This window comes from Streptomyces malachitofuscus, from assembly GCF_055571035.1.
The window spans coordinates 182,893-206,405 of record NZ_JBVIGA010000014.1 but is presented as its reverse complement, the minus strand read 5'-3'; the positions used below and the strand labels follow the sequence as shown (position 1 = coordinate 206,405).

General features: G+C 70.4%; 19 protein-coding genes and 5 tRNA genes. 10 read left to right on the top strand and 14 right to left on the bottom strand.

The window, feature by feature from the left end:
* The first annotated feature begins 210 nt into the window (after positions 1-210).
* Positions 211-495, top strand: coding sequence for a DUF3040 domain-containing protein (locus tag ACZ44S_RS21785; RefSeq protein ID WP_466931462.1), 285 nt, complete (start codon positions 211-213; stop codon positions 493-495).
* A gap of 20 nt (positions 496-515) precedes the next feature.
* On the opposite strand, the gene ACZ44S_RS21780 is transcribed toward ACZ44S_RS21785, so the two are convergent.
* The 5 genes from ACZ44S_RS21780 to ACZ44S_RS21760 form a co-directional block, all read right to left on the bottom strand.
* The gene (locus ACZ44S_RS21780) at positions 516-866 is read right to left on the bottom strand and encodes a hypothetical protein (protein ID WP_466931460.1); all 351 of its coding nucleotides are present in this window, start codon (positions 864-866) and stop codon (positions 516-518) included.
* Positions 867-1,056: 190 nt separating this feature from the next.
* Positions 1,057-1,129: transfer RNA gene (locus ACZ44S_RS21775), tRNA-Lys, on the bottom strand.
* Between the two features lie 153 nt (positions 1,130-1,282).
* Complete coding sequence (locus tag ACZ44S_RS21770; RefSeq protein ID WP_466931459.1) at positions 1,283-3,427, bottom strand: DEAD/DEAH box helicase; 2,145 nt, start codon at positions 3,425-3,427, stop codon at positions 1,283-1,285.
* A 249-nt stretch (positions 3,428-3,676) separates the two neighbouring features.
* The gene (locus tag ACZ44S_RS21765; RefSeq protein ID WP_466931457.1) at positions 3,677-4,222 is read right to left on the bottom strand and encodes a hypothetical protein; all 546 of its coding nucleotides are present in this window, start codon (positions 4,220-4,222) and stop codon (positions 3,677-3,679) included.
* Between the two features lie 73 nt (positions 4,223-4,295).
* The gene (locus tag ACZ44S_RS21760) at positions 4,296-4,646 is read right to left on the bottom strand and encodes a metallopeptidase family protein (RefSeq protein ID WP_190167223.1); all 351 of its coding nucleotides are present in this window, start codon (positions 4,644-4,646) and stop codon (positions 4,296-4,298) included.
* 84 nt (positions 4,647-4,730) lie between these two features.
* Here ACZ44S_RS21760 and ACZ44S_RS21755 point away from each other — a divergent pair, with 84 nt between their 5' ends.
* The 7 genes from ACZ44S_RS21755 to ACZ44S_RS21725 all read left to right on the top strand — a co-directional run bounded on the left by ACZ44S_RS21755 (position 4,731) and on the right by ACZ44S_RS21725 (position 11,366).
* Positions 4,731-6,341, top strand: a complete 1,611-nt coding sequence (locus tag ACZ44S_RS21755) for a metallophosphoesterase family protein (protein ID WP_466931455.1) — start codon at positions 4,731-4,733, stop codon at positions 6,339-6,341.
* Positions 6,342-6,421: 80 nt separating this feature from the next.
* Positions 6,422-6,494: transfer RNA gene (locus tag ACZ44S_RS21750), tRNA-Glu, on the top strand.
* 37 nt (positions 6,495-6,531) lie between these two features.
* A tRNA-Asp gene (locus tag ACZ44S_RS21745) sits at positions 6,532-6,606 on the top strand.
* Positions 6,607-6,630: 24 nt separating this feature from the next.
* Positions 6,631-6,704, top strand: a tRNA-Phe gene (locus tag ACZ44S_RS21740).
* Between the two features lie 94 nt (positions 6,705-6,798).
* Positions 6,799-10,779: an ATP-dependent RNA helicase HrpA gene (hrpA, locus tag ACZ44S_RS21735; RefSeq protein ID WP_466931453.1), complete on the top strand. Its 3,981-nt coding sequence runs from the start codon at positions 6,799-6,801 to the stop codon at positions 10,777-10,779.
* Between the two features lie 93 nt (positions 10,780-10,872).
* Positions 10,873-10,947, top strand: a tRNA-Asp gene (locus ACZ44S_RS21730).
* 230 nt (positions 10,948-11,177) lie between these two features.
* On the top strand, positions 11,178-11,366 hold the full coding sequence (locus tag ACZ44S_RS21725; RefSeq protein WP_190167220.1) for a DUF6274 family protein: 189 nt from the start codon (positions 11,178-11,180) through the stop codon (positions 11,364-11,366).
* A gap of 438 nt (positions 11,367-11,804) precedes the next feature.
* On the opposite strand, the gene bldC is transcribed toward ACZ44S_RS21725, so the two are convergent.
* Together bldC and ACZ44S_RS21715 are read right to left on the bottom strand one after the other, a co-directional pair.
* On the bottom strand, positions 11,805-12,011 hold the full coding sequence (gene bldC, locus ACZ44S_RS21720; RefSeq protein ID WP_003949541.1) for a developmental transcriptional regulator BldC: 207 nt from the start codon (positions 12,009-12,011) through the stop codon (positions 11,805-11,807).
* A gap of 539 nt (positions 12,012-12,550) precedes the next feature.
* Positions 12,551-13,393 (bottom strand): DUF8083 family protein, encoded by an 843-nt coding sequence (locus ACZ44S_RS21715; RefSeq protein WP_466931451.1) that lies wholly within the window; start codon positions 13,391-13,393, stop codon positions 12,551-12,553.
* 245 nt (positions 13,394-13,638) lie between these two features.
* On the opposite strand from ACZ44S_RS21715, the gene ACZ44S_RS21710 reads away from it, so the two are divergent.
* Both ACZ44S_RS21710 and ACZ44S_RS21705 read left to right on the top strand, forming a co-directional pair.
* A complete protein-coding gene (locus ACZ44S_RS21710; RefSeq protein ID WP_466931449.1) occupies positions 13,639-14,727 on the top strand; it encodes a Leu/Phe/Val dehydrogenase in 1,089 nt (362 codons plus the stop codon).
* A gap of 317 nt (positions 14,728-15,044) precedes the next feature.
* Positions 15,045-15,293 carry a DUF3073 domain-containing protein gene (locus ACZ44S_RS21705; RefSeq protein WP_466931447.1) on the top strand — a complete coding sequence of 83 codons (249 nt, stop codon included), beginning with the start codon at positions 15,045-15,047 and terminating at the stop codon, positions 15,291-15,293.
* Between the two features lie 132 nt (positions 15,294-15,425).
* Here the strand turns inward: ACZ44S_RS21705 and purM are convergent, their stop codons facing one another.
* The 7 genes from purM to purS all read right to left on the bottom strand — a co-directional run bounded on the left by purM (position 15,426) and on the right by purS (position 23,242).
* On the bottom strand, positions 15,426-16,493 hold the full coding sequence (gene purM, locus ACZ44S_RS21700) for a phosphoribosylformylglycinamidine cyclo-ligase (RefSeq protein WP_466931445.1): 1,068 nt from the start codon (positions 16,491-16,493) through the stop codon (positions 15,426-15,428).
* Positions 16,494-16,526: 33 nt separating this feature from the next.
* Positions 16,527-18,053 (bottom strand): amidophosphoribosyltransferase, encoded by a 1,527-nt coding sequence (gene purF / locus ACZ44S_RS21695; protein WP_466931443.1) that lies wholly within the window; start codon positions 18,051-18,053, stop codon positions 16,527-16,529.
* Between the two features lie 62 nt (positions 18,054-18,115).
* Positions 18,116-18,901: an META domain-containing protein gene (locus tag ACZ44S_RS21690; protein WP_466931441.1), complete on the bottom strand. Its 786-nt coding sequence runs from the start codon at positions 18,899-18,901 to the stop codon at positions 18,116-18,118.
* Between the two features lie 47 nt (positions 18,902-18,948).
* The gene (locus ACZ44S_RS21685) at positions 18,949-19,746 is read right to left on the bottom strand and encodes a maleylpyruvate isomerase family mycothiol-dependent enzyme (protein WP_466931439.1); all 798 of its coding nucleotides are present in this window, start codon (positions 19,744-19,746) and stop codon (positions 18,949-18,951) included.
* Positions 19,747-20,046: 300 nt separating this feature from the next.
* Positions 20,047-22,305 carry a phosphoribosylformylglycinamidine synthase subunit PurL gene (purL, locus tag ACZ44S_RS21680; RefSeq protein ID WP_190167212.1) on the bottom strand — a complete coding sequence of 753 codons (2,259 nt, stop codon included), beginning with the start codon at positions 22,303-22,305 and terminating at the stop codon, positions 20,047-20,049.
* A complete protein-coding gene (gene purQ / locus ACZ44S_RS21675; protein WP_466931437.1) occupies positions 22,302-22,982 on the bottom strand; it encodes a phosphoribosylformylglycinamidine synthase subunit PurQ in 681 nt (226 codons plus the stop codon). Before purQ ends, purL begins: the two co-directional genes overlap by 4 nt.
* Entirely contained in the window at positions 22,979-23,242 is a 264-nt protein-coding gene (gene purS / locus ACZ44S_RS21670) for a phosphoribosylformylglycinamidine synthase subunit PurS (RefSeq protein ID WP_006133353.1), read from the bottom strand. The genes purQ and purS overlap by 4 nt, the downstream gene beginning before the upstream one ends.
* Positions 23,243-23,513 lie beyond the last annotated feature (271 nt).

Below are 23,513 nucleotides of genomic sequence, written 5' to 3'. Positions count from 1 at the left end.
GGATGGGGAGTGCGACCGATGGCCCCGGCCGGCGCCGACGGGAGACCCTGGAGTCTCCGTACCGGACGGGTGACCATGTCGGCGCACGGGCAAGCTCCCTTGTACCGGCCCGAGTTCGCGACAGGCCGACGGATCCCCTTCACACGTCCGGTGTTCCGGAACGCGGCCGTCGGCATGGCGCCGTGCGGCCATCCCTCGGAAGGAGGAGCCGTGCCCCCGTCCAGCGACGACCGCCTCGTCGGCCTCGCGGCCCGACTCGAGCACGAGGATCCCCGTTTCGTCCGTTCGCTGTCCGCCGGACAGCCGACCCGCCCGCGCGAGTACCGGCGCACGGGCGCCTGGTGGGCGCTGGTCATCGGGGTGGCGATGCTGATCGCGGGGGTGATCGTCCCCGACGGACTGCTCATCGCGGCGGGGCTGGTCCTCTCCGGGATCGCCGTGCAGCTCCTCGACCCGGAGCGCCGCTCGCGGCCCCGCCGCCCCCGGCGCTGCTGACACGGCGCGGCCGGGCGGGCTCAGTGCTCCCCGGCCGCCGGGCCGTCGTCGGTCCGCGGGGCCCCCAGCGCCTCGTCGGCCGCGACGACCTCCTTGAACCACTGGCGGTGCACCTTGTACGTACGGTCGAGTTCGAACTTGTGGTAGATCCCGGACGGCTTGCCGAACCGGACCTCGCGCGGGAGGCGCTGCGCCCCGTCCCGGCCCACGACGAGGATCGCGCGGTCGGTGACCACGATCGTCTCCGCCGGCGCGGTGATGATCCCCGAACCGGTCACCGTCATGAACCCCGTCTGGATCTGCTCCCCGGGCTCCAGATACGGCGCCACCCGGCCGGCGATCATCTCGACCCGTCGCTCCCTGTACCCCATGGCTTGCCCTCCTCCTGGGACCGACCCACGTCCGGGCGGCGTCGCCGGCCCGTCCGATCCAAAGGCAGAACCTACGGGACGGGTCCCGCCGGAAGAGCTCACTCACGAAACGAAGCAGCGCCCGACCCGGCCGAAGCCGCATCAGGCGCTGCACAGCGGGTCAGAGGGTGTCCCTCTCCCCCGCCACCGGTAGGCCCTGTGGGACTCGAACCCACAACCAATGGATTAAAAGTCCACTGCTCTGCCAATTGAGCTAAGGGCCCCTGGCGATGTTGCCTCCCCGAGCATAGCCGGACGTGGCCGAGTCTCCGATCGGGTATCGGGGAGGCGGGTCGGGCCGTGTCCCGAGGGGCACGCGGAAGGGCCCGCGCGACGGGTGTCGTGCGGGCCCTTCCGGTCAGCTCGGTGAGACAGCGTCAGCCGTTGCGCTTCCAGCGCGGCTTGTCCTCGCGGCGGCCGAAGGAGCCCCCGCCGCGGTGGTCGTCACGACGGCCGTACGGGCGGTCGTGGCCGCCGGAGCGGAAGCCCGGGCGGTCGCCCTGGCGGTCGCGGTTGAACGGCCGGTCGCTGCCGCGGTGGCCGCTCCGGTCGTCACGGCGGAAGCCGCCGCGGTCACGGTCACGATCGCGGTTGAAGCCGCCCCGGTCGTCACGACGCTCGAACGAACGACCGCCACGCTCACCCCGGTCGTCGCGACGGAAACCGCCACGGTCGCCCCGGTCGCCCCGGTCGTCACGGCGGAAGCCACCGCGGTCGTCACGGTCGTCGCGACGGAAGCCGCCGCGGTCACGGTCACGATCGCGGTTGAAACCACCGCGGTCGTCACGACGCTCGAACGAACGACCACCACGCTCACCCCGGTCGTCACGGCGGAAGCCACCGCGGTCACGGTCACGATCGCGGTTGAAACCACCGCGGTCGTCACGACGCTCGAACGAACGACCGCCACGCTCACCCCGGTCGTCGCGACGGAAACCGCCACGGTCGCCCCGGTCGTCACGGCGCTCGCGCCGCTCGTACGGCGCCGGAGCCTCCGTGCGCTCGACGCGCTCGGTCCGCTCGACGTCCCGGGCGGTCGGCTGCTCCGGCAGAGACGCCTCGGCCTCGACCGACGCCACGGCGGCCGCCTCGGCCACCGCCGCCGCGGGGTCCTCGCCGCGCTCCCGCGCGACCCGGGCCACCAGCCGGTCGGCCTCGTCGCGCAGCTCCGACGCGCGGCGCTGCGCCCGCTCCAGCTCCTTGGTGAGCTGGGCGACCTCACGCTCGGCCTGCTGCGCCGCGTTACCCGCCGACTCGGCCTGCACCTCGGTCATCGACCGGGCACCGGTGATCTCGGCGACCTCCGGGTCGAAGGCCGCGCCGCCCTGGATGATGTGGCGCGTGGCGTCGACGCCCGCGTCCTCCATCAGCCGGAAGATCTGGCGCCGCTGGTGCGGCAGGGACAGGGAGACGACGGTGCCGGTGCGGCCGGCACGCGCCGTGCGGCCCGCGCGGTGCAGGTAGTCCTTGTGATCGCCTGCCGGGTCCACGTTCAGGACCAGGTCGATGCCGTCGACGTGGATACCGCGCGCGGCGACGTCGGTGGCGACCAGGACGTTGACGTAACCGTCCTTGAAGTCCGCCAGCGTCCGCGTGCGGGCGCCCTGCGTCATGCCGCCGTGCAGCGCGTCGGCCTTCACCCCGGCGTCCCGCAGCTGCTCGGCGACGCGGTCGGCGCCCAGCTGGGTGCGGACGAAGATGATGGTGCGGCCCTTGCGGGAGGCGATGGCCGCGGTGACCGGCGCCTTGTCCTTGGGCTTCACGACGAGGATGTGGTGCGACATGGTCGTCACCGCGCCCTGCGCCGCGTCCACCTCGTGGGTCGCCGGGGAGTTCAGGTAGCGGTCGACGAGGGTCTTGATCTCGTTCTCCATGGTCGCGGAGAACAGCATCCGCTGGCCGCCCGCCGGGACCTGGTCGAGGAGCTCGGTGACCTCGGGCAGGAAGCCCAGGTCGGACATCTGGTCGGCCTCGTCGAGAACGGTGATCTGCACGTTCTCCAGGGAGCAGGCGCCGCGGTTGATGATGTCGCGGAGGCGGCCGGGGGTGGCGACGAGGATGTCGACGCCGCGCTCGAGGGCGTAGATCTGGTTGCCCATCGAGGTGCCGCCGCAGACGACCTTCATCTTCAGGCCCATGACGTCCCCGTACGGCTGGAGCGCGTCGGCGACCTGCATGGCCAGTTCACGCGTCGGCGTCAGGATGACGGCGCGCGGCTTGTGCTTCTCGGTGCGGCCGCCGGCCAGCGTGGCCAGGGTCGGCAGTCCGAAGGAGAGGGTCTTGCCGGAGCCGGTGCGGCCCCGGCCGAGGATGTCCTTGCCGGCCAGGGCGTCCGGGATGGTCGCGGCCTGGATCGGGAAGGGGGTGGTCACGCCGTTCTGCGCGAGCTTGCGCACGACACCCTCGGGGAGACCGAGGTCGGCGAAGGTGATCTCGGGCGCCGCCACTTCGGTGGTGACGTCGATGTCGGTGTCCTGGGTGTTCTCGGGCACGACGACGTGATCAGTACTGGCGATGGGCATACGAATGCGAAACCTTCCGGAGTCTCTTCGGCACGCGCCCGTCAACTCCGTGATTCGCGATTCGCAATAACGACCGCCTCGATGCGGTCCACCACGGTAAGGGAGAGTACGCGCCACACGGCGCGCTCTGCAGTGGCGCCGGGCAAATAGGATCAAACGATCTGCCACCATACGCACCCCGGCACCCCGAAAGCAAATCTGCAGGTGAAACGGGGTCCGTCGGGCACGGATGTGCTCGACAGGGTTGTTCTAGACCGGCGCCCCCGCTTCCGGCGCCGGCTCCCGCTGTGCCAGTTGGGTGCCCGGCGGCGGCTGCGCCGACGAGGACGGCTCCGCCTGCGTCGGCTCCGGCTCGGCCGACGGCTCGGGCGGCGTCGGCGTGGGCTCCGGGTCCGGCGTCCGGGAGGGCTCCGGCGGAACCGGCCCGTCGTCCGGGGCCGGTCCGGGAGGCCCGCCGGGGCCGCCGCCGGCCGGCGCCGACCCGCTCGCCCCCGCGGACGGCGAGGCCTCGCCCGGCGCAGGCTTCCCCGCCCCGCGCTTCTTCCCCTTGCCCTTGCGTTCCTTGCCCTCGCCGCCGTAGCCGCGCTCACCGTCGGCCGCCGCCGCGCCGTACCCGGCGCCGCCGCCCGGCCCCGCCGCTCCTCCGTCCGGCGCCTCACCGCCCGACCGCCCCGCGGAGTGCGACGGTCCGGCACCCCGGCCGGCACCGTCGTCACCCACGCTCACACAACCGGCGGCAGCGGCGACGGCCACGACGGTGGCGGCCAGGCGGACGGGTACGTACAAGCGGCGCACGGGGCCACCTCCGGTCGGAGTACAGGGTCAACAACCCCAACTCCCGCCACCCGCAAGAAGACACGCGAACGGCTCACCCGTAGCCGAGCGCGTGCAGCCGGGCGTCGTCGATGCCGAAGTGGTGCGCGATCTCGTGCACCACCGTGATCTCGGTCTCGGCGACCACGTCCTCCCGGGACTCGCACATCCGCAGGGTCGGCCCCCGGTAGATGGTGATCCGGTCGGGCAGCACCCCGGCGTACCACTCGCCCCGCTCCGTCAGCGGTGTCCCCTCGTACAACCCCAGCAGCTCCGGATCGTCCGCCGGCGGCTCGTCCTCGACGAACACCGCGACGTTGTCCATCAGCCGCATCAGCTCCGGCGGAATCCGGTCCAGCGCCTCGGAGACCAGCTCCTCGAACGTCTCGCGCGTCATCTCCAGCACAGAGCCATTGTCGGGCACGAGCCGTCCGTACGAGATGCGCGGGAGACCCGCATATCCGGACCGTGGCTTGGGCATACGGGACCAATGGCCCGCGTCCCCTCCGCCGTCATGAACGCCGTCCACCGCATCCAACGGGTCCCGCGGGCCCTCACCCGCCGCAACCGCTCCCGCCGGCCCGCACCCACGACGACCGCCCTCGCCCCGCAGCCGCGCCCCTGGGTACGCGCCCTCGGGCTGGTCGCGGTGGTCGTCCTCGGCGCCTGGCTGGGCCTGCTCGTGGTCGGCAACGTCCGTGTCCCCGTGGGTCCCATGGACACCACGATGACCCTGCGCCCCTCCTTCACCGGCGGCACCAAGATCAATGTCTCGCCCCTGGGCGCCCTGCAACTCGACAGCCACACCGCGCCCGTGCGTCTCGACGTCAACGTCGACCAGCTCGACCCCGAACGTTCCCAGGCCCTCGTCGACCGCCCCGAGCGCCTCTCCGGCCTTCAGGAGGAGGTCGCCCGGGACATCACCCACGGCACCGTCGACCTCGCCGTGCGCTCCTGCGTCGCCGTCGTCACCGGTGCCACGGCGCTCGGCCTGGTCATCTACCGCCGGCCCCGCCGCGCCCTCGCCGCCGGCGGACTCGCCCTCACCCTGCTGGCCGCCTCCGGCGGCACCGCGTTCGCCACCTGGAACCCCGACTCCGTCCTGGAGCCGAAGTTCTCCGGCCTGCTCTCCTCCGCGCCCTCCCTCGTCGGCGACGCGCGCAGCATCGTCACCGAGTTCGACGTCTACCAGAAGGAGTTGGCCCGCCTGGTCACCAACGTGACCAAGCTCTACGACGCCACGTCCACGCTCCCCACCTACCAGCCCGACCCCACCACCATCCGGGTCCTGCACGTCTCCGACATCCACCTCAACCCCGCGAGCTGGAAGATCATCGCCTCGCTGGTGGAGCAGTACCGGGTGGACGTGATCGTCGACTCCGGCGACACGATGGACCACGGCACCGCCGCCGAGAACGGGTTCCTGGACCCCATCGAGGACCTCGGCGCGCCCTACGTCTGGGTCCGCGGCAACCACGACTCACAGGTCACCCAGCGCTACCTCGAAGGCCTGAAGAACGTTCACGTGCTCGACGACGGCAGGGCGAGGACCATCGCCGGGCTGCGCTTCGCCGGGATCGGCGACCCGCAGTTCACCCCCGACCGCTCGAAGAAGAACGGGGCCGAGCAGTCCCAGGAACTGGCGGGGGCCCGTCTCGCCTCCGCGCTGCGCGACCAGCGCGCCGCCGGCACCCCGGTGGACGTCGCGGTCGCCCACGAGCCCTCCGCGGCCCGTGAGGTCGACGGCACCGTCCCCCTGGTCCTCGCCGGGCACCTCCACCGCGAGGACAGCGAGGTCATGCAGTACGGCACCCGGCTCAGGATCGAGGGCTCCACCGGCGGCAGCGGCCTGCGCGCCATCGAGGGCGAGTATCCCGACCCCATCGAGACGTCGATCCTCTACTTCGACCGTGACTCCCGCCGCCTCCAGGCCTGGGACTCGATCGAACTGGGCGGTCTCGGCCTGACGACGGCGGAGGTCAGCCGGCACCTCCCCGAGGAGAACCAGCCGGGCGCGAGCACCCCGCCGTCCCCCTCCGGCACCCCCTCGGTCACCTCGTCGTCCCCCGCCGCCAGGACCCCCTCGACGACCGCGCCGTAAACCGTTTTGGCGAACCCTCCCGCCATCCCATATGCTTCTCACGTCCCCGACGCGCTGAGAAGCGCCCAGGCGGGCCGATAGCCCTCATCGTCTAGCGGCCTAGGACGCCGCCCTTTCAAGGCGGTAGCACGGGTTCGAATCCCGTTGGGGGCACGCACCACCCTGTGCGACACTGTCGTACGACACGCTTGGTCCTGTGGAGCAGTTTGGAGTGCTCGCCACCCTGTCAAGGTGGAGGCCGCGGGTTCAAATCCCGTCAGGACCGCTGGTGTTTCACGTGAAACACCGCGGCTGGGTAGCTCAGTTGGTACGAGCGTCCGCCTGAAAAGCGGAAGGTCGCCGGTTCGACCCCGGCCCCAGCCACAGCGAAGGCCCCGATCCTCGATCGGGGCCTTGTTGTGTGCCCCGGCAAAATCGTTGGCCGCGAATTTCCGCGGGATGAGATCCTGGAGTCCGTATGTCTACGCACTCTGCCCCCGCCTTCGGCTCCCTTGCCTCCCGTCTCACCGAGCTGTCGCTGCGCGATGCGCACCGGCTCGGGCGGCGGCTCGAGGGCGCACGCAGGATCCGTAAGCCGGAGGCCCGCGCCGCCGTGCTCGCCGAGATCGAGACGGAGGTCGCCGGGGCCGAGGAGCGGATGACCGCGCGCCGTGCCCGGGTGCCGGACGTGCGGTACCCCGAGCAGCTGCCGGTCAGCCAGAAGAGGGACGACATCGCCGAGGCGATCCGTGATCACCAGGTCGTGATCGTCGCCGGTGAGACCGGTTCCGGCAAGACCACGCAGATCCCGAAGATCTGCATGGAGCTGGGCCGGGGCGTGCGCGGCATGATCGGTCACACCCAGCCCCGGCGGATCGCCGCCCGCACGGTGGCCGAGCGCGTCGCCGAGGAGCTCGAGACCCCGCTCGGCGAGGCCGTGGGCTGGAAGGTCCGCTTCACCGACCAGGTGAATCCCGACGCCACGTTCATCAAGCTGATGACCGACGGCATCCTGCTCGCGGAGATCCAGACCGACCGTGAGCTGCGCGCCTACGACACGATCATCATCGACGAGGCGCACGAGCGCTCGCTCAACATCGACTTCCTGCTCGGCTATCTCGCCCAGCTGCTGCCGAAGCGTCCGGACCTCAAGGTCGTCATCACGTCGGCGACCATCGACCCGGAGCGCTTCTCCCGGCACTTCGGCGACGCGCCGATCATCGAGGTCAGCGGGCGTACCTATCCGGTGGAGGTGCGGTACCGGCCGCTACTGGAGGAGGACTCCGACGACGCCGACCGGGACCAGATCACGGCGATCACCGATGCCGTCGAGGAGCTGATGGCGGAGGGGCCGGGCGACATCCTGGTGTTCCTCTCCGGTGAGCGGGAGATCCGGGACACGGCGGACGCGCTCACCAAGAAGCGGTACCGGTCGACCGAGGTGCTGCCGTTGTACGCCCGGCTCTCGCACGCCGAGCAGCACCGGGTGTTCCAGCAGCACACCGGCCGCAGGATCGTTCTGGCGACCAACGTGGCCGAGACGTCCCTCACCGTGCCGGGCATCAAGTACGTCATCGACCCCGGGTTCGCGCGCATCTCGCGCTACAGCCATCGCACCAAGGTGCAGCGGCTGCCGATCGAGCCCATCTCGCAGGCCAGCGCCAACCAGCGCAAGGGCCGCTGCGGCCGTACGTCGGACGGCATCTGCATCCGGCTGTACAGCGAGGACGACTTCCTGGTCCGCCCGGAGTTCACGGACGCGGAGATCCTGCGCACGAACCTGGCCTCGGTCATCCTGCAGATGACGGCGGCCGGCCTGGGGGAGATCGAGAAGTTCCCCTTCATCGACCCGCCGGACCACCGCAACATCCGCGACGGTGTCCAGCTGCTCCAGGAGCTGGGCGCGCTCGATCCGGCCCAGAAGGATCCCCGCAAGCGGCTCACGCAGACCGGGCGGAAGCTGGCACAGCTGCCGGTGGACCCCCGGCTGGCGCGCATGGTGCTGGAGGCGGACCGGAACGGCTGCGCCCGCGAGGTCATGGTCATCGCGGCGGCCCTGTCGATCCAGGACCCGCGGGAACGGCCGGCGGACAAGCAGACCCAGGCCGATCAGCAGCACGCCCGGTTCCGGGACGAGTCCAGTGACTTCCTGGCCTTCCTCAACCTCTGGCGGTACATCCGCGAGCAGCAGAAGGAGCGCGGTTCGTCGTCGTTCCGGCAGATGTGCAAGCAGGAGTTCCTGAACTTCCTGCGAATCCGCGAGTGGCAGGACATCTACACGCAGCTGCGGACGGTCGCCAAGCAGATGGGCATCCGTCTGAACGAGGAGGACGCCCCGGCGGACCACATCCATGTGTCGCTGCTGTCCGGTCTGCTCTCGCACATCGGCATGAAGGACGTGAAGGAGTCCAAGGACTCCGGTCCGGGCGGCGGCCGCAAGGAGGGCGGGCGCAACGAGTACCTCGGCGCCCGCAACGCCAAGTTCGCGATCTTCCCGGGTTCGGCGCTGTTCAAGAAGCCGCCGCGGTTCGTGATGTCGGCCGAGCTGGTGGAGACGTCCCGGCTGTGGGCGCGGGTCAACGCGAAGATCGAGCCGGAGTGGGTGGAGCCGCTCGCCGAGCACCTGCTCAAGCGCACGTACAGCGAGCCGCACTGGGAGAAGGACCAGGCGGCCGTGATGGCGTACGAGAAGGTGACGCTGTACGGCGTACCGATCGTGGCCCAGCGCAAGGTGAACTACGGGCGGATCGATCCGGAGGTCTCCCGGGAGCTGTTCATCCGCAACGCCCTGGTGGAGGGCGACTGGCGGACGCACCACAAGTTCTACGCGGACAACCGGCGGCTGCTGACCGAGGTCGAGGAGCTGGAGCACCGGGCGCGCCGCCGGGACATTCTCGTCGACGACGAGACCCTGTTCGACTTCTACGAGCAGCGGATCCCCGAGCATGTGGTGTCGGGCGCGCACTTCGACTCGTGGTGGAAGCGCAAGCGGCACGAGCAGCCGGACTTCCTCGACTTCGAGCGGGAGATGCTGATCCGCGAGTCGGCGGAGGCGGTCACCAAGGCCGACTATCCCGACTCCTGGCGGCAGGGCCCGCTCAAGTTCCGGGTGACGTACCAGTTCGAGCCGGGTGCGGATGCCGACGGTGTGACGGTCCACATCCCGCTGCAGGTGCTGAACCAGGTGACCGACGAGGGCTTCGACTGGCAGATCCCGGGTCTGCGGGAGGACGTCGTCACGGAGCTGATCCGTTCGCTCCCCAAGCCGATCCGGCGGAACTACGTGCCGGCGCCGAACTACGCCAAGGCGTTCCTGGAGCGTGCGGTGCCCCTGCAGGAGCCGTTGACGGTGACCATGGCCCGTGAGCTCAAGCGGATGGTCGGGGTGCCCTTCGAGGCGGAGGACTTCGACTGGTCCCGGGTTCCCGACCACTTGAAGGTGACGTTCCGGATTGTCGACGAGCGGCGCCGCAAACTCGCCGAGGACAAGGACCTTCAGGCCCTGAAGCTCCGGCTGCGGCCGAAGGCCCGCAAGGCGCTGTCCCAGGCGGCCGCCGCGACGGCGCAGCGCCAGGGCGGCGAGTCGCTGGAGCGCAAGGGGCTGACGGACTGGACGATCGGTTCGCTCACCCAGGTGTTCGAGACGCGTCGGGCCGGTCAGCCGGTGAAGGCGTTCCCGGCCCTGGTGGACGACGGCGACTCGGTCTCGGTCCGGCTGTTCGACTCGGAGGCCGAGCAGGCGGAGGCGATGTGGAAGGGCACCCGGCGGCTGATCCTGCTCGGTATCCCGGTGAACCCCGCGAAGTTCGCATCCGAGAAGCTGACGAACGCCCAGAAGCTGGCGCTGTCCGCGAATCCGCACGGTTCCGTGCAGGCCCTGTTCGAGGACTGCGCGACGGCCGCGGCGGACAAGCTCATCGCGGACTTCGGCGGTCCGGTGTGGGACGAGGAGTCGTTCCGGAAGCTGTACGACAAGGTCCGCGCGGACATCGTCGACACGACGGTCCGCGCGGTGGACCGGGTGCAGCAGGTGCTGGCCGCGTGGCAGGCCTGTGAGCGCCGCCTGAAGGGTGTGCGGAGCCCTGCGCTCCTCCAGAACCTCCAGGACGTGCGCAAGCAGCTGGACGGCCTCGTACGGCCGGGCTTCGTCACGGAGGCGGGGCTGCGGCGGCTGCCGGACCTGATGCGGTATCTGGTGGCCGCGGACCGCCGGCTGCAGCAGATGGCGGCGAACGTGCAACGGGACTCGACGCGGATGGCCAAGGTCCACGAGATGCAGGACGAGTACGCCTGGCTGCTGGAGCAGATGCCGCAGGGGCGGCCCGTTCCGCGGCAGGTGCTGGACATCCGCTGGATGATCGAGGAGCTGCGGGTCAGCTACTTCGCCCACGCGCTCGGCACGGCGTACCCGGTGTCGGACAAGCGGATCGTGAAGGCGATCGACGCGGCGGTGCCGTAACGGGGTCGGCACGCAGGGTGAGTTCGACCAGTGGGCTCACCCTCCTGTACAGTCCTTCTCGCAGCGCAACGCAGGAATGGCGCTGCGAAACCTGGTCCTGTGGAGCAGTTTGGAGTGCTCGCCACCCTGTCAAGGTGGAGGCCGCGGGTTCAAATCCCGTCAGGACCGCATCATCTCGAAGGCCCGCGCCCGCAAAGGGACCGCGGGCCTTCGTCGTACCCGGACCCCGAAGCATTCCGTGGGCCGCCCGGGAGGGAACCCAGGCTTCCAGCCCGGTCTCCGTGCCACCGTGGCGCTGTGCGCCTCTCAGTGCCCCTCGTGCCGTCTTGACGGGTTCGCCGTCCCTCGGTACCTCAGGAAGCAGGGCACGACTCCGTGGGGCCTCCTGGAGGTGGCGTATGGCGGCATCGGCTAGGCACGAGACGCGGGCCCTGCTCCGTGCGCACCTGTCGGCCGCGTCGTCCTACCGGCATCTGACACGTCACTGCCCGATCTGCCACCGCCTGTTGCGGCTGGCGCTGGACTCTCCCTCCGGCTCGCCCGAACCCGGCCGGGAACAACCGGCGCCCAACGCCCGTTCCCTCTAGCGCATATGCCACAGGCTCAACAAGCCGACTGGTATGTGACGGGTGTCACCGCATCAGTTTTGAGAGGTGCGGCACTTACACCCCTCCTACAACAGGTCAATTTAATATGTGCAATTGCACCACTCGGAGGGGTCGGCACGACCGGCGGGCGGGACGATCCCACCAGCCGCCCCCAGAGTCCGACAAGCCCGCGCACAGACCGTCTCCCGGGTCCGCCGACGGGCACCGCCGGCCCCTCACCAGCGCACAAAAAAGATCGCGCTGGACCCGGCGGAGTCCAGCGCGATCGACGACGCACCCTTGTTCAGTTGCCTGGAAAGCTCTGATCGGCTTGGGCGAGGGGCCTGTTGGGGCAGTCCCCGCGTCGCTTGGAGCCAGTGCTCCCGGGCGTCCCGACCAGTGGGGGACCAGTCGGTTCTGCCCGGTTCATGCGGATGTTCAGGCCTCGCTGCGCTGCTGCGGAATGCCCGCGAGCAGTGCGCGGACCTCGGCTTCGCGGTAGCGGCGATGCCCGCCGAGCGTGCGGATCGACGTGAGCTTGCCTGCCTTCGCCCAGCGCGTGACCGTCTTGGGGTCGACGCGGAACATGGTGGCGACCTCAGCCGGGGTCAGCAGCGGCTCGGCATCAGGGGTGCGAGCGGTCATGAGCGGCCTCCTCGGGAGAACCGAACCTTCTCGGTTCTTTCCTCTAAATTCTGCACCTTGACCCGCGTTGCCCGAAATGGCGGACGCGAGTCGAGTCGGTTATAGGACGAACGGCTTGTCCTCGGCACTACAACTACACCATCTGTCCAGCCACGTCGGCCAAACCGATGGAATTGCCCTCCCAGGTGTTCATCAGCCGCGGAAGCCGATGGACCGTGCCATAGCGGACAGTCACGTCGCTGTGACGATCAGTCACAGCAGCGATCAGGAGTCACCAGACCCCCCAAAGCGGGCAATGCTGAGATTCCGCCCATAGTCGAGCACAGCAGGACGGAGGAGCCCTCCCCGGACTCCTTGTCCTATTTTGGCATGAGGGTGGGCAAGGGGCGCAAGGGCCGCGTAAGTGCGGTCCGTCACGCTTGACGCGCTTGGGACATACGCCCGGATCGGCATCTACGTCCGTTCTCGGGCCCGCACTGACAGAACCTCAGGCACCTCAAGGCGAAGACAAAACCCCAAGAAGGGCGTTTGGTCAAACGTCAGTTCGCCGAGCGCAGGTCGCGCACCGCCCGCCAGCGCTCCACGAGACGCCCGTAAGCCTCCCCCGCACCCTCCCCGTCACCGCGCCGCAGCGCCGCGATCCCTTCGGCCACGTCCGCCGCCGAATGGTCGCCCTCGAGCGCGCCGGCCGGCAGGGCGTGCACCAGTCCGCCGTAGTCCAGCTCGACCAGCGAGCGCGGATGGAACTCCTCCAGCCAGCGCCCGACATCCACGAGACCGTCGATCAGCAGGCTCTCCTCCATGGCGTCGCGCAGCGCGCGCAGCCCGCGCGCCACCCGTCGGCGGGCCTGGACCATGGGGGTCCGGTAGCGCAGCACGGGCGCCTCGTCCGCCGAGCCCTTGTCGTACTCCCGCTCGTCGTCCGCGAACAGCACGAACCAGTTGATCGGCACCTGCCAGGTCGCGGTGCGGATCCACGGCCGGGCGTCGGGGTGGTCGGCGAGCCAGCGTTCGTAGTCCTGGGTGGCCTGGTGCCGTACGACCGGAGGCAGGAGGGCGTCCAGGACCGGCAGCGGAAAGTCCTCGGCGAGCTCGCCCAGGGCCTGCCAGCCGCGCAGCCGGGTGCGCCACGGGCACACGCAGACGACGCCGTCGGCCTCCAGGACGAACGCGTCGTCGCTCTCGTGGACCGGCACCGGCACCGGCGGGGTGGGCGCCAGGTCCATCAGCGAACGGCGGAGTTCATCCTGGTAGGAGGGGCGGTCGGGACGGCGCGCGTAACGGGCCCAGTGGCCGCGTTCCGGTTCCGGGAAGGCGGCCAGCGGTTCGTACACGCGCAGGTACGCCGCGTAGGGGACGATCACCGAGGACACCTTGGGCACGCCTGCTCCCTCCCCCGCGGGCCGCCGCGAAAACCTGCCGGACCCCCGCTCGGACGGGTGGGAAATCCAGGCAAATCGCCGCACGGCGGTACTCCGGACGGAGGTGATCTCGGACACGGTGCCGCCGTCGGACGCGGAAGGATCTACTCTCATGCCACAGCCCCCGCCGCCTCCCCCTTGCCACAAGCGTGGGGGGACCACCGGGAGCCGACCCCACCCGCCGCAACTACTCAGGAGTCACCACAGTGACCGACGTATCTGACGGCGTCCTGCACACCCTGTTCCGCTCGGACCAGGGGGGACACGAGCAAGTCGTGCTCTGTCAGGACCGTGCCAGCGGCCTCAAGGCCGTGATCGCCATCCACTCCACCGCCCTCGGCCCCGCCCTCGGCGGTACGCGCTTCTACCCGTACGCCTCCGAGGAGGAGGCCGTCGCCGACGCGCTGAACCTCGCGCGCGGGATGTCGTACAAGAACGCCATGGCCGGTCTCGACCACGGCGGCGGCAAGGCCGTGATCATCGGTGACCCGGAGCGGATCAAGTCCGAGGAGCTGCTGCTGGCCTACGGCCGGTTCGTCGCCTCGCTCGGCGGCCGGTACGTCACCGCCTGCGACGTCGGCACCTACGTGGCCGACATGGACGTGGTGGCCCGCGAGTGCCGTTGGACCACCGGCCGCTCCCCCGAGAACGGCGGCGCGGGCGACTCCTCGGTGCTCACCTCCTTCGGCGTCTACCAGGGCATGCGGGCCGCAGCCCAGCACCTGTGGGGCGACCCCTCGCTGCGGGACCGCAAGGTCGGCGTCGCGGGCGTCGGCAAGGTCGGCCACCACCTGGTGGAGCACCTGCGGGCGGAGGGCGCCGAGGTCGTGATCACCGATGTGCGCGAGGACGCCGTGCGGCGGATCCTCGACCGGCACCCGGAGGGCGTGTCGGCCGTCGCCGACACCGAGGCGCTCATCCGCACCGAGGGCCTGGACATCTACGCCCCGTGCGCGCTGGGCGGGGCGCTGAACGACGACACCGTGCCGGTGCTGACCGCCAAGGTGGTCTGCGGCGCGGCCAACAACCAGCTCGCCCACCCGGGTGTCGAGAAGGACCTCGCCGACCGCGGGATCCTCTACGCGCCGGACTACGTGGTCAACGCCGGCGGTGTCATCCAGGTCGCCGACGAGCTGCACGGCTTCGACTTCGACCGGTGCAAGGCGAAGGCGTCGAAGATCTTCGACACCACGCTCGCCATATTCGCACGTGCGAAGGAGGACGGAATTCCGCCGGCCGCCGCGGCCGACCGGATCGCCGAGCAGCGGATGGCGGAGGCGCGCCCGGTGCGCTGACGTGTGCGAGGGCGGCCGGCTCGGGCCACCCTCGCACGTTTGAGCGGTACCCGTCGGCGGGCACTTGGAGAGAACTCTCACTTCCCTCGGCGGGTCGACCGGCGATAAGTGGCTAAAATCGCGATTGACCAGCGAGGACAGGGCACCTCGACGGTCCCGGGCACAGGCACGTCATGCGGGCGACGTACCGTATGGGCGCGGGCTCAGGTACCGTGGGAGCCCTACGGACCGGTCTCTCCGCGGAGAGTCCGTTCTGGACCATGAACGCGTGTCAAGACTCTGGGGCCGTCGAGCCCCGTCGTTGAGGGGGTCGAGCCATGGGGCGCGGCCGGGCCAAGGCCAAGCAGACGAAGGTCGCCCGCCAGCTGAAGTACAACAGCGGTGGGACTGACCTCTCACGCCTGGCCGAGGAGCTGGGTGCATCGCCTACGAATCCGCCACCGAACGGTGAGCATTTCGAGGACGATGAGCAAGACGACGACCTGTACGCACGGTACGCCGACCTCTATGAGGACGACGACGAGGACGAGGACGGCCCGTCCTCGCAACAGCGTCGCGGCGCTTGACCTTGCGCTGAGCATGAACCCGGTGGGTGACCTCGGTCACCGGCCGGGTTCAGTGCTGCCCGGGACCGCGGAACGGCTCTCACCACCCGGTGTGCTGCCCGCCCGTGCATCGCGCGGGCAGCGTCCCGGCGCTCAGTTCGCGTAGTCACCGACGAGGGCCGCGCCCGTGGTGTGCTCGCCGCGGTCGGTGATCTCACCGGTCACCCAGGCGTCCACTCCGCGGTCGGCGAGCGTGGCCAGGGCCACCTCGACGGACTCCTGCGGCACGATCGCGATCATGCCGACGCCCATGTTCAGGGTCTTCTCCAGCTCCAGCCGCTCGACCGAACCGGTCCGGCCGACCAGGTCGAACACCGGTGCGGGGGTCCAGGTGGAGCGGTCCACGACCGCGTGCAGGCCGTCGGGGATGACACGCGCCAGGTTGGCCGCGAGCCCGCCGCCGGTGACGTGGCTGAACGCGTGCACCTCGGTGGTGCGGATCAGCGCCAGGCAGTCCAGCGAGTAGATCTTGGTGGGCTCCAGCAGCTCCTCGCCGAGGGTCCGGCCGAGCTCGTCGATCCGGGCGTCCAGCGCGAGCCCCGCCCGGTCCAGCAGGACGTGCCGGACGAGGGAGTAGCCGTTGGAGTGAAGTCCGGAGGACGCCATGGCGATCACCGCGTCACCCGTACGGATGCGGTCCGGGCCGAGCAGCCGGTCGGCCTCCACGACGCCCGTACCGGCGCCGGCGACGTCGAAGTCGTCCGGACCCAGCAGCCCCGGGTGCTCGGCCGTCTCACCGCCGACCAGAGCGCATCCGGCCAGCACACAGCCCTCCGCGATGCCCTTGACGATGGCGGCGACGCGCTCGGGGTGGACCTTGCCGACGCAGATGTAGTCGGTCATGAACAGCGGCTCGGCGCCGCACACCACGATGTCGTCCATGACCATGGCGACCAGGTCGTGGCCGATGGAGTCGTAGACGCCCATCTGCCGCGCGATGTCGACCTTGGTGCCGACACCGTCCGTGGCGGAGGCGAGCAGGGGGCGCTCGTAGTTCTTGAGGGCGGAGGCGTCGAAGAGGCCGGCGAATCCGCCGAGGCCGCCGAGGACCTCGGGGCGCCGCGTCTTCTTCACCCACTCCTTCATCAGCTCGACCGCGCGGTCGCCCGCCTCGATGTCGACGCCCGCCGCTGCGTAGCTGGCACCAGTGTTCTGGGACATGACTGTGAGAGCTTTCGTGTCGTCCGTCAGGGCTTACGGGCGGCGGATCGCGTCGACCGCGGCCGGGGCGGCGGTGCCGGCGGCCAGTTCGGTCTCCAGGAGCTGCTTGCCGAGGAGCTCGGGGTCGGGCAGCTCCATCGGGTACTCGCCGTCGAAGCAGGCGCGGCACAGGTTCGGCTTGGCGATGGTGGTCGCCTCGATCATGCCGTCGATGGAGATGTACGCCAGCGAGTCGGCGCCCAGCGAGGTGCCGATCTCGTCGATGGTCATGCCGTTGGCGATGAGCTCGGCGCGGGTGGCGAAGTCGATGCCGAAGAAACAGGGCCACTTCACGGGCGGCGAGGAGATCCGGATGTGGACCTCGGCGGCGCCCGCCTCGCGGAGCATGCGGACCAGGGCGCGCTGGGTGTTGCCGCGGACGATCGAGTCGTCGACCACGACCAGGCGCTTGCCCTTGATGACTTCCTTGAGCGGGTTCAGCTTCAGGCGGATGCCGAGCTGCCGGATGGTCTGCGAGGGCTGGATGAACGTACGGCCGACGTACGCGTTCTTGACCAGGCCGGCGCCGAAGGGGATGCCGGACGCCTCCGCGTAACCGATGGCGGCCGGGGTGCCCGACTCCGGGGTCGGTATGACCAGGTCGGCCTCGACCGGGGCCTCCTTGGCGAGCCGGCGGCCCATCTCGACGCGCGAGAGGTACACGTTCCGGCCGGCGATGTCGGTGTCCGGGCGGGCCAGGTACACGTACTCGAAGACACAGCCCTTGGGCTTTGCTTCCGCGAATCGCGACGTGCGCAGACCGTTCTCGTCGACGGCGACGAACTCGCCCGGCTCGATCTCGCGCACGAAGCTCGCGCCGCAGATGTCGAGGGCGGCGGACTCGGAGGCGACGACCCAGCCGCGCTCCAGGCGGCCGAGGACCAGCGGACGGATGCCCTGCGGGTCGCGGGCCGCGTACAGGGTGTTCTCGTCCATGAAGACGAGGCTGAAGGCGCCCCTGACCTTGGGCAGGACCACGTGCGCGGCCTGCTCCACGGTCACCGGTTCGCCGTCGGCGGCGCGCTGGCCGGCCAGCAGGGCGGTGATCAGGTCGGTGTCGTTGGTGGCCGCCACCTTGGGCGCACGGCCGTTCTCCTTGGGGAGCTCGGCGACCATCTCGGCGAGCTGCGCCGTGTTGACCAGGTTGCCGTTGTGACCGAGCGCGATGGATCCGTGCGCGGTGGCGCGGAACGTCGGCTGGGCGTTCTCCCACACGGACGCACCCGTGGTCGAGTAGCGGGCGTGTCCGACCGCGATATGACCCTGGAGCGAACCGAGAGAGGTCTCGTCGAAGACCTGGGACACGAGGCCCATGTCCTTGAAGACGAGGATCTGGGAGCCGTTGCTGACCGCGATTCCCGCGGATTCCTGGCCCCGATGCTGGAGGGCGTAGAGCCCGAAGTACGTGAGCTTGGCGACCTCTTCGCCCGGAGCCCAGACACCGAAGACGCCACAAGCGTCCTGGGGGCCTTTCTCACCGGGGAGCAGGTCGTGGTTGAGTCGTCCGTCACCACGTGGCACGTCTCCGAGTGTAGGCGAGACCGACCACTGGTCCGAATGCGGGATACGGCCCCCGAGGTGGATCAGCGCTGGGCGACGGCCCGCACACTGGTGCCGTTCTCGCTGGTCAGCGTGAGGGTCTGGCCTTCGATTCGGTAGCTCACGGTGCCGTTGAACAGCTTGGTCAGGGCTCGCTCGCTGTCCATGAGTGAGTCTTCGCACATCATTCGGGTCAGTCCGGGCACGCCGAGCGTGATACGGCCGTCGCGCACGGTGGCCTCGGCGTTCACGTGGTTGCAGCCGAGGCTGCCGGCGACGGTGCCCTCCTCCTTGTCGAAGGTGAGGTGGGCGCGCCGGTCTGCGGCGGGGGTGGTGACGGTCCACTCGGTGCCGTACAGCGGACTGTCCTCGGCCCTGCTGAGGCGCACGGTGTCGCCGCTCCCGGTGGTGAGGGTGAGACGGCCGCCGGCCACCTCGGTCCTCAGGGCGCCGTCGCCGAGGATGCGGGCGAGGGTGTCCTCCAGGTCCATGACCTGCTTCTCGCAGGCCCGCAGGGTGGTGTCCCGGTCGCCGAGCCGGATCCGGTCGCCCTCGAAGGTGGCCCGGCCCTTGAACAGGTTGCATCCGTAGGTGCCCTCGACGCCGCCGTCGTCGTCGACGGTGAGGTGCGCGCCGTCGGGGGCGCTCCGGGTGCTGCCGTCGACGGTGACGCTGTCGATGCTCCAGCGGATGCCGGTGACCGGTGCCGCCGGCTCGGCGGCACCGCTGCCCGCGCCCGCCTTCTCGCTGCCACAGGCCGCCGCGAGCGGGACGGCGAGCACCGCGACGGCCGTCAGGGTCATGCGCTGCTTGTGCTTCTGCCTGTACATGCCGATTCGACGGGACCCGGGAGCGGACGGTTCCCCTCCGCCCGGGCTCAGCCCAGCAGCGGCAGATACGGTCCGAGGTCCGCCCGCTCCCCGCCGGCGCTGACCCGGGCGTCGGCCACGGCGTCCCGCCAGGCCGTCCGTCCCCCGGCCAGCCGGATCCAGGTGAGCGGGTCGGTCTCGACGACGTTCGGCGGGGTGCCCCGGGTGTGCCGCGGTCCCTCCACGCACTGCACGACCGCGTACGGCGGCACGCGCACCTCCGTGGAACCCCCGGGCGCCTTCTCGGCGAGCGCGTCGGCCAGCAGTCGCGTGCAGGCGGCCAGGGCCTGACGGTCGAACGGGATGTCCAGGCCGGGGACGGCGGCGTTCAGGTCATCGGTGTGCACGACGAGTTCGACGGTGCGGGTGACGACGTAGTCGGCCAGCGTCAGGGCGCCCGCGCTGGTGGGGAGCAGCCTGCCACCCGGGTGGGCGTCGAGCCGGGCGGTGAAGCGCTGCTCGACGTCGGCGAGGTGGGCGTCGAGGTCGGGGTGGTCCGCCGCGAGCCGGCGCGCGGTGCCGGCGATGGCGTCCGCGTCGGCGGCTATGGCGGACGGCCAGTCGGACGGCCGCGCGTCCTGTCGCGCGGGCTCGGGCTCGTCGAGCAGCCGGTCCACGGCCGTCAGCGCCATCCCGATGTGCGCGACCAGCTCCCGTACGGTCCAGTCGCCGAGCCGCGTCGGCAGGGCGAGCTGCTCCGGGGTGAGGGTGCGGACCGCCGCCCGCACGTTCCCGAACTGGGCCAGGACGGCGTTGCGGGTCCTGGCGGGGTCGTAGGAGCGGGTGCGCTTCTTGGCCGGTGGCATGGCGGCAGCCTAGGCGGTCGGTCGGTCGGGCGTGGCCGGAGCCGGACCGGGGCGTCGGACTCCTCGCCGCGAGGGGGGCCGCGCATGCCGCGGTGCCGATGGGCCGACGCGGCCGTTGAGGGGTCCGACCCGCTGGTGCAGACCCCCTCCGGTCCCCCCGGCCTGCTGCTGTCCTGCACAGCGGGCGGGTCCGTACCGGGTGGCCGAGTACGGCGAGCGCTTCGGCGGCGTCCGGCCGCTTCCGCGCCGAAGCCCCCGCACGGCGAACCGTGCGGGGGCTTCGGCGCGAGGGCGGGACGATCAGGCCAGCAGTGCCGGGATCGTCGCCTCGTGGGCCTCGCGCAGTTCGGTGAGGGTGAGGGCGAACTCGCCCTGCACCTCGACCGTGTCGCCGTCGACGACGCCGACGCGGGTGACCGGGAGGCCCCGGGCGCCGCACATGTCGTTGAAGCGGACCTCCTCCGAGCGCGGCACGGCGACGATCGCGCGGCCGGCCGACTCGGAGAACAGGAAGGTGAACGCGTCCAGCCCGTCGGGCACCACCAGACGCGCGCCCTTGCCGCCCAGCAGGGCCGACTCGACGACCGCCTGGATCAGACCGCCGTCCGACAGGTCGTGCGCGGAGTCGATCATGCCGTCGCGGGAGGCGGAGATCAGGATCTCGCCGAGCAGCCGCTCGCGCTCCAGGTCGACCTTCGGGGGCAGGCCGCCGAGGTGGTCGTGGACCACCTGCGACCAGGCCGAGCCGCCGAACTCCTCGCGGGTGTCGCCGAGGAGGTAGAGCAGCTGGCCCTCCTCCTGGAAGGCGACCGGGGTGCGGCGAGCCACGTCGTCGATGACGCCGAGGACCGCGACCACCGGCGTCGGGTGGATGGCGGCCTCGCCCGTCTGGTTGTAGAGCGAGACGTTGCCGCCGGTCACCGGGGTGCCGAGCTGCCGGCAGCCGTCCGCGAGACCGCGCACGGCCTCCGCGAACTGCCACATGACCGCCGGGTCCTCCGGCGAGCCGAAGTTCAGGCAGTCGGAGACGGCCAGCGGCTTGGCACCGGTCGTCGCCACGTTGCGGTACGCCTCCGCGAGGGCCAGCTGCGCGCCCGTGTACGGGTCCAGCTTGGCGTAGCGGCCGTTGCCGTCGGTGGCGATCGCGACGCCGAGGCCGGAAGCCTCGTCGATGCGGATCATGCCGGAGTCCTCGGGCTGGGCCAGGACGGTGTTGCCCTGCACGAAGTGGTCGTACTGCTGGGTGATCCACTGCTTGGAGGCCTGGTTGGGCGAGCCGACCAGCTTCAGGACCTGGTCCTTCAGCTCCTCGCCCGTCCCCGGACGCGGCAGCTTGCCTGCGTCGTCGGCCTGGAGCTCGTCCTGCCAGGAGGGGCGGGCGTAGGGGCGCTCGTAGACCGGGCCGTCGTGGGCGACGGTGCGCGGGTCGACGTCGACGATCTTGCCGCCGTGCCAGAAGATCTCCAGACGGTCGCCGTCGGTCACCTCACCGATGACGGTGGCGATGACGTCCCACTTGTCGCAGATCTCGAGGAAGCGGTCGACCTTCTCCGGCTCCACGACGGCGCACATGCGCTCCTGCGACTCGCTCATGAGGATCTCCTCGGGCGAGAGCGTGGAGTCGCGCAGCGGGACGTCGTCGAGGGTGACGCGCATGCCGCCGGAGCCGTTCGACGCCAGCTCCGACGTGGCGCAGGACAGGCCTGCCGCGCCGAGGTCCTGGATGCCGACGACCAGCTTCTCCCGGAACGCCTCCAGGGTGCACTCGATGAGGAGCTTCTCCTGGAAGGGGTCGCCGACCTGGACGGCGGGGCGCTTCGACGGCTTGGCGTCGTCGAAGGTCTCGGAGGCCAGGATCGACGCGCCGCCGATGCCGTCGCCGCCGGTGCGGGCGCCGTACAGGATGACCTTGTTGCCGGCCCCGGAGGCCTTGGCCAGGTGGATGTCCTCGTGCCGCATGACGCCGATGGCTCCGGCGTTGACCAGCGGGTTGCCCTGGTAGCAGGCGTCGAAGACGACCTCGCCGCCGATGTTGGGCAGGCCCAGGCAGTTGCCGTAGCCGCCGATGCCGGCGACGACGCCCGGGAGGACGCGCTTGGTGTCGGGGTGGTCGGCGGCGCCGAAACGCAGGGGGTCCACGACCGCGACCGGGCGGGCGCCCATGGCGATGATGTCGCGGACGATGCCGCCGACACCCGTGGCCGCGCCCTGGTAGGGCTCGACGTACGACGGGTGGTTGTGCGACTCGACCTTGAAGGTGACCGCGTAGCCCTGGCCGACGTCGACGACACCGGCGTTCTCGCCGATGCCGACGAGGAGGGCGTCGGACTCGGGGGCCTTCTCGCCGAACTGGCGCAGGTGGACCTTGCTGCTCTTGTACGAGCAGTGCTCGGACCACATCACGGAGTACATGGCGAGCTCGGCACCGGTCGGGCGGCGGCCGAGGATCTCCACCACCCGCTCGTACTCGTCCTTCTTCAGGCCCAGCTCGGCCCAGGGCAGCTCGACGTCGGGGGTCGCGGCCGCGTGCTCGACCGTGTCCAGGGGCGTCCTGCTCATGCGTTGACCAGCTTCTTGAGGATCGACGTGAAGAACGGCAGGCCATCGGTACGGCCCGTACCGATCAGCGACTCGACGGCGTGCTCGGGGTGCGGCATCAGGCCGACGACGTTGCCCGCGGCGTTGGTGATGCCGGCGATGTCGTTGAGCGAGCCGTTCGGGTTGAAGTCCAGGTAGCGGAAGGCGACGCGGCCCTCGGCCTCCAGCTCGTCCAGCGTCCGCCGATCGGCGACGTAGCGGCCGTCCATGTTCTTCAGCGGGATGTGGATCTCCTGGCCGGCCGTGTAGTCGGTGGTCCAGGCGGTGTCCGCGTTCTCCACCCGCAGCTTCTGGTCGCGGCAGATGAAGTGCAGGTGGTCGTTGCCCAGCATCCCGCCGGGGAGCAGGTGCGCCTCGGTGAGGATCTGGAAGCCGTTGCAGATGCCGAGCACCGGCAGACCGGCCTTGGCCTGGTCGATGACGGTGTCCATGACCGGCGAGAAGCGCGCGATGGCGCCGGCACGCAGATAGTCGCCGTAACTGAAACCACCGCAGAGCACCACGGCGTCGACCTGCTTGAGGTCCTTGTCCTTGTGCCAGAGGGCGACGGGTTCGGCGCCGGCGACGCGGATCGCGCGCTGGGTGTCCCGGTCGTCGAGGCTGCCCGGGAAAGTGACGACGCCAATACGAGCGGTCACTTCGCGGCCTCCGCGACTTCCTCGACCCGTACGGTGAAGTCCTCGATCACGGTGTTGGCGAGGAAGGATTCCGCAAGATCGTGGATACGGGCGAGCGCGGCCTCGTCGACCGGCCCGTCAACTTCCAGTTCGAATCGCTTTCCCTGGCGGACGTCCGAGATCCCTTCGAAACCCAGTCGCGGCAGTGCGCGCTGCACCGCCTGGCCCTGGGGGTCGAGGATCTCCGGCTTGAGCATGACGTCGACTACGACGCGTGCCACTGGCACTCCCGGTGTGTGGTGCTGAGCAGGTTCCTTCAGACTACCCGCACAAAATTTCTACGCGGGTAGAGTTGTAGGAATCTACGTGAGCACCATCACGATTCGGCATCGCGGGCAGGCGCCGGAGGAAAAGATCCGGGAAAGATCCGTGTTCGCTCGTACATCTCTATTGCGTACCGGACACGCGGACAGATTTAGTCGGGCTTCACATTGCAATGCCGGGCACTGTACAAATGAATTGTCATTAGCAGATACTTTGCCCGATTACAGG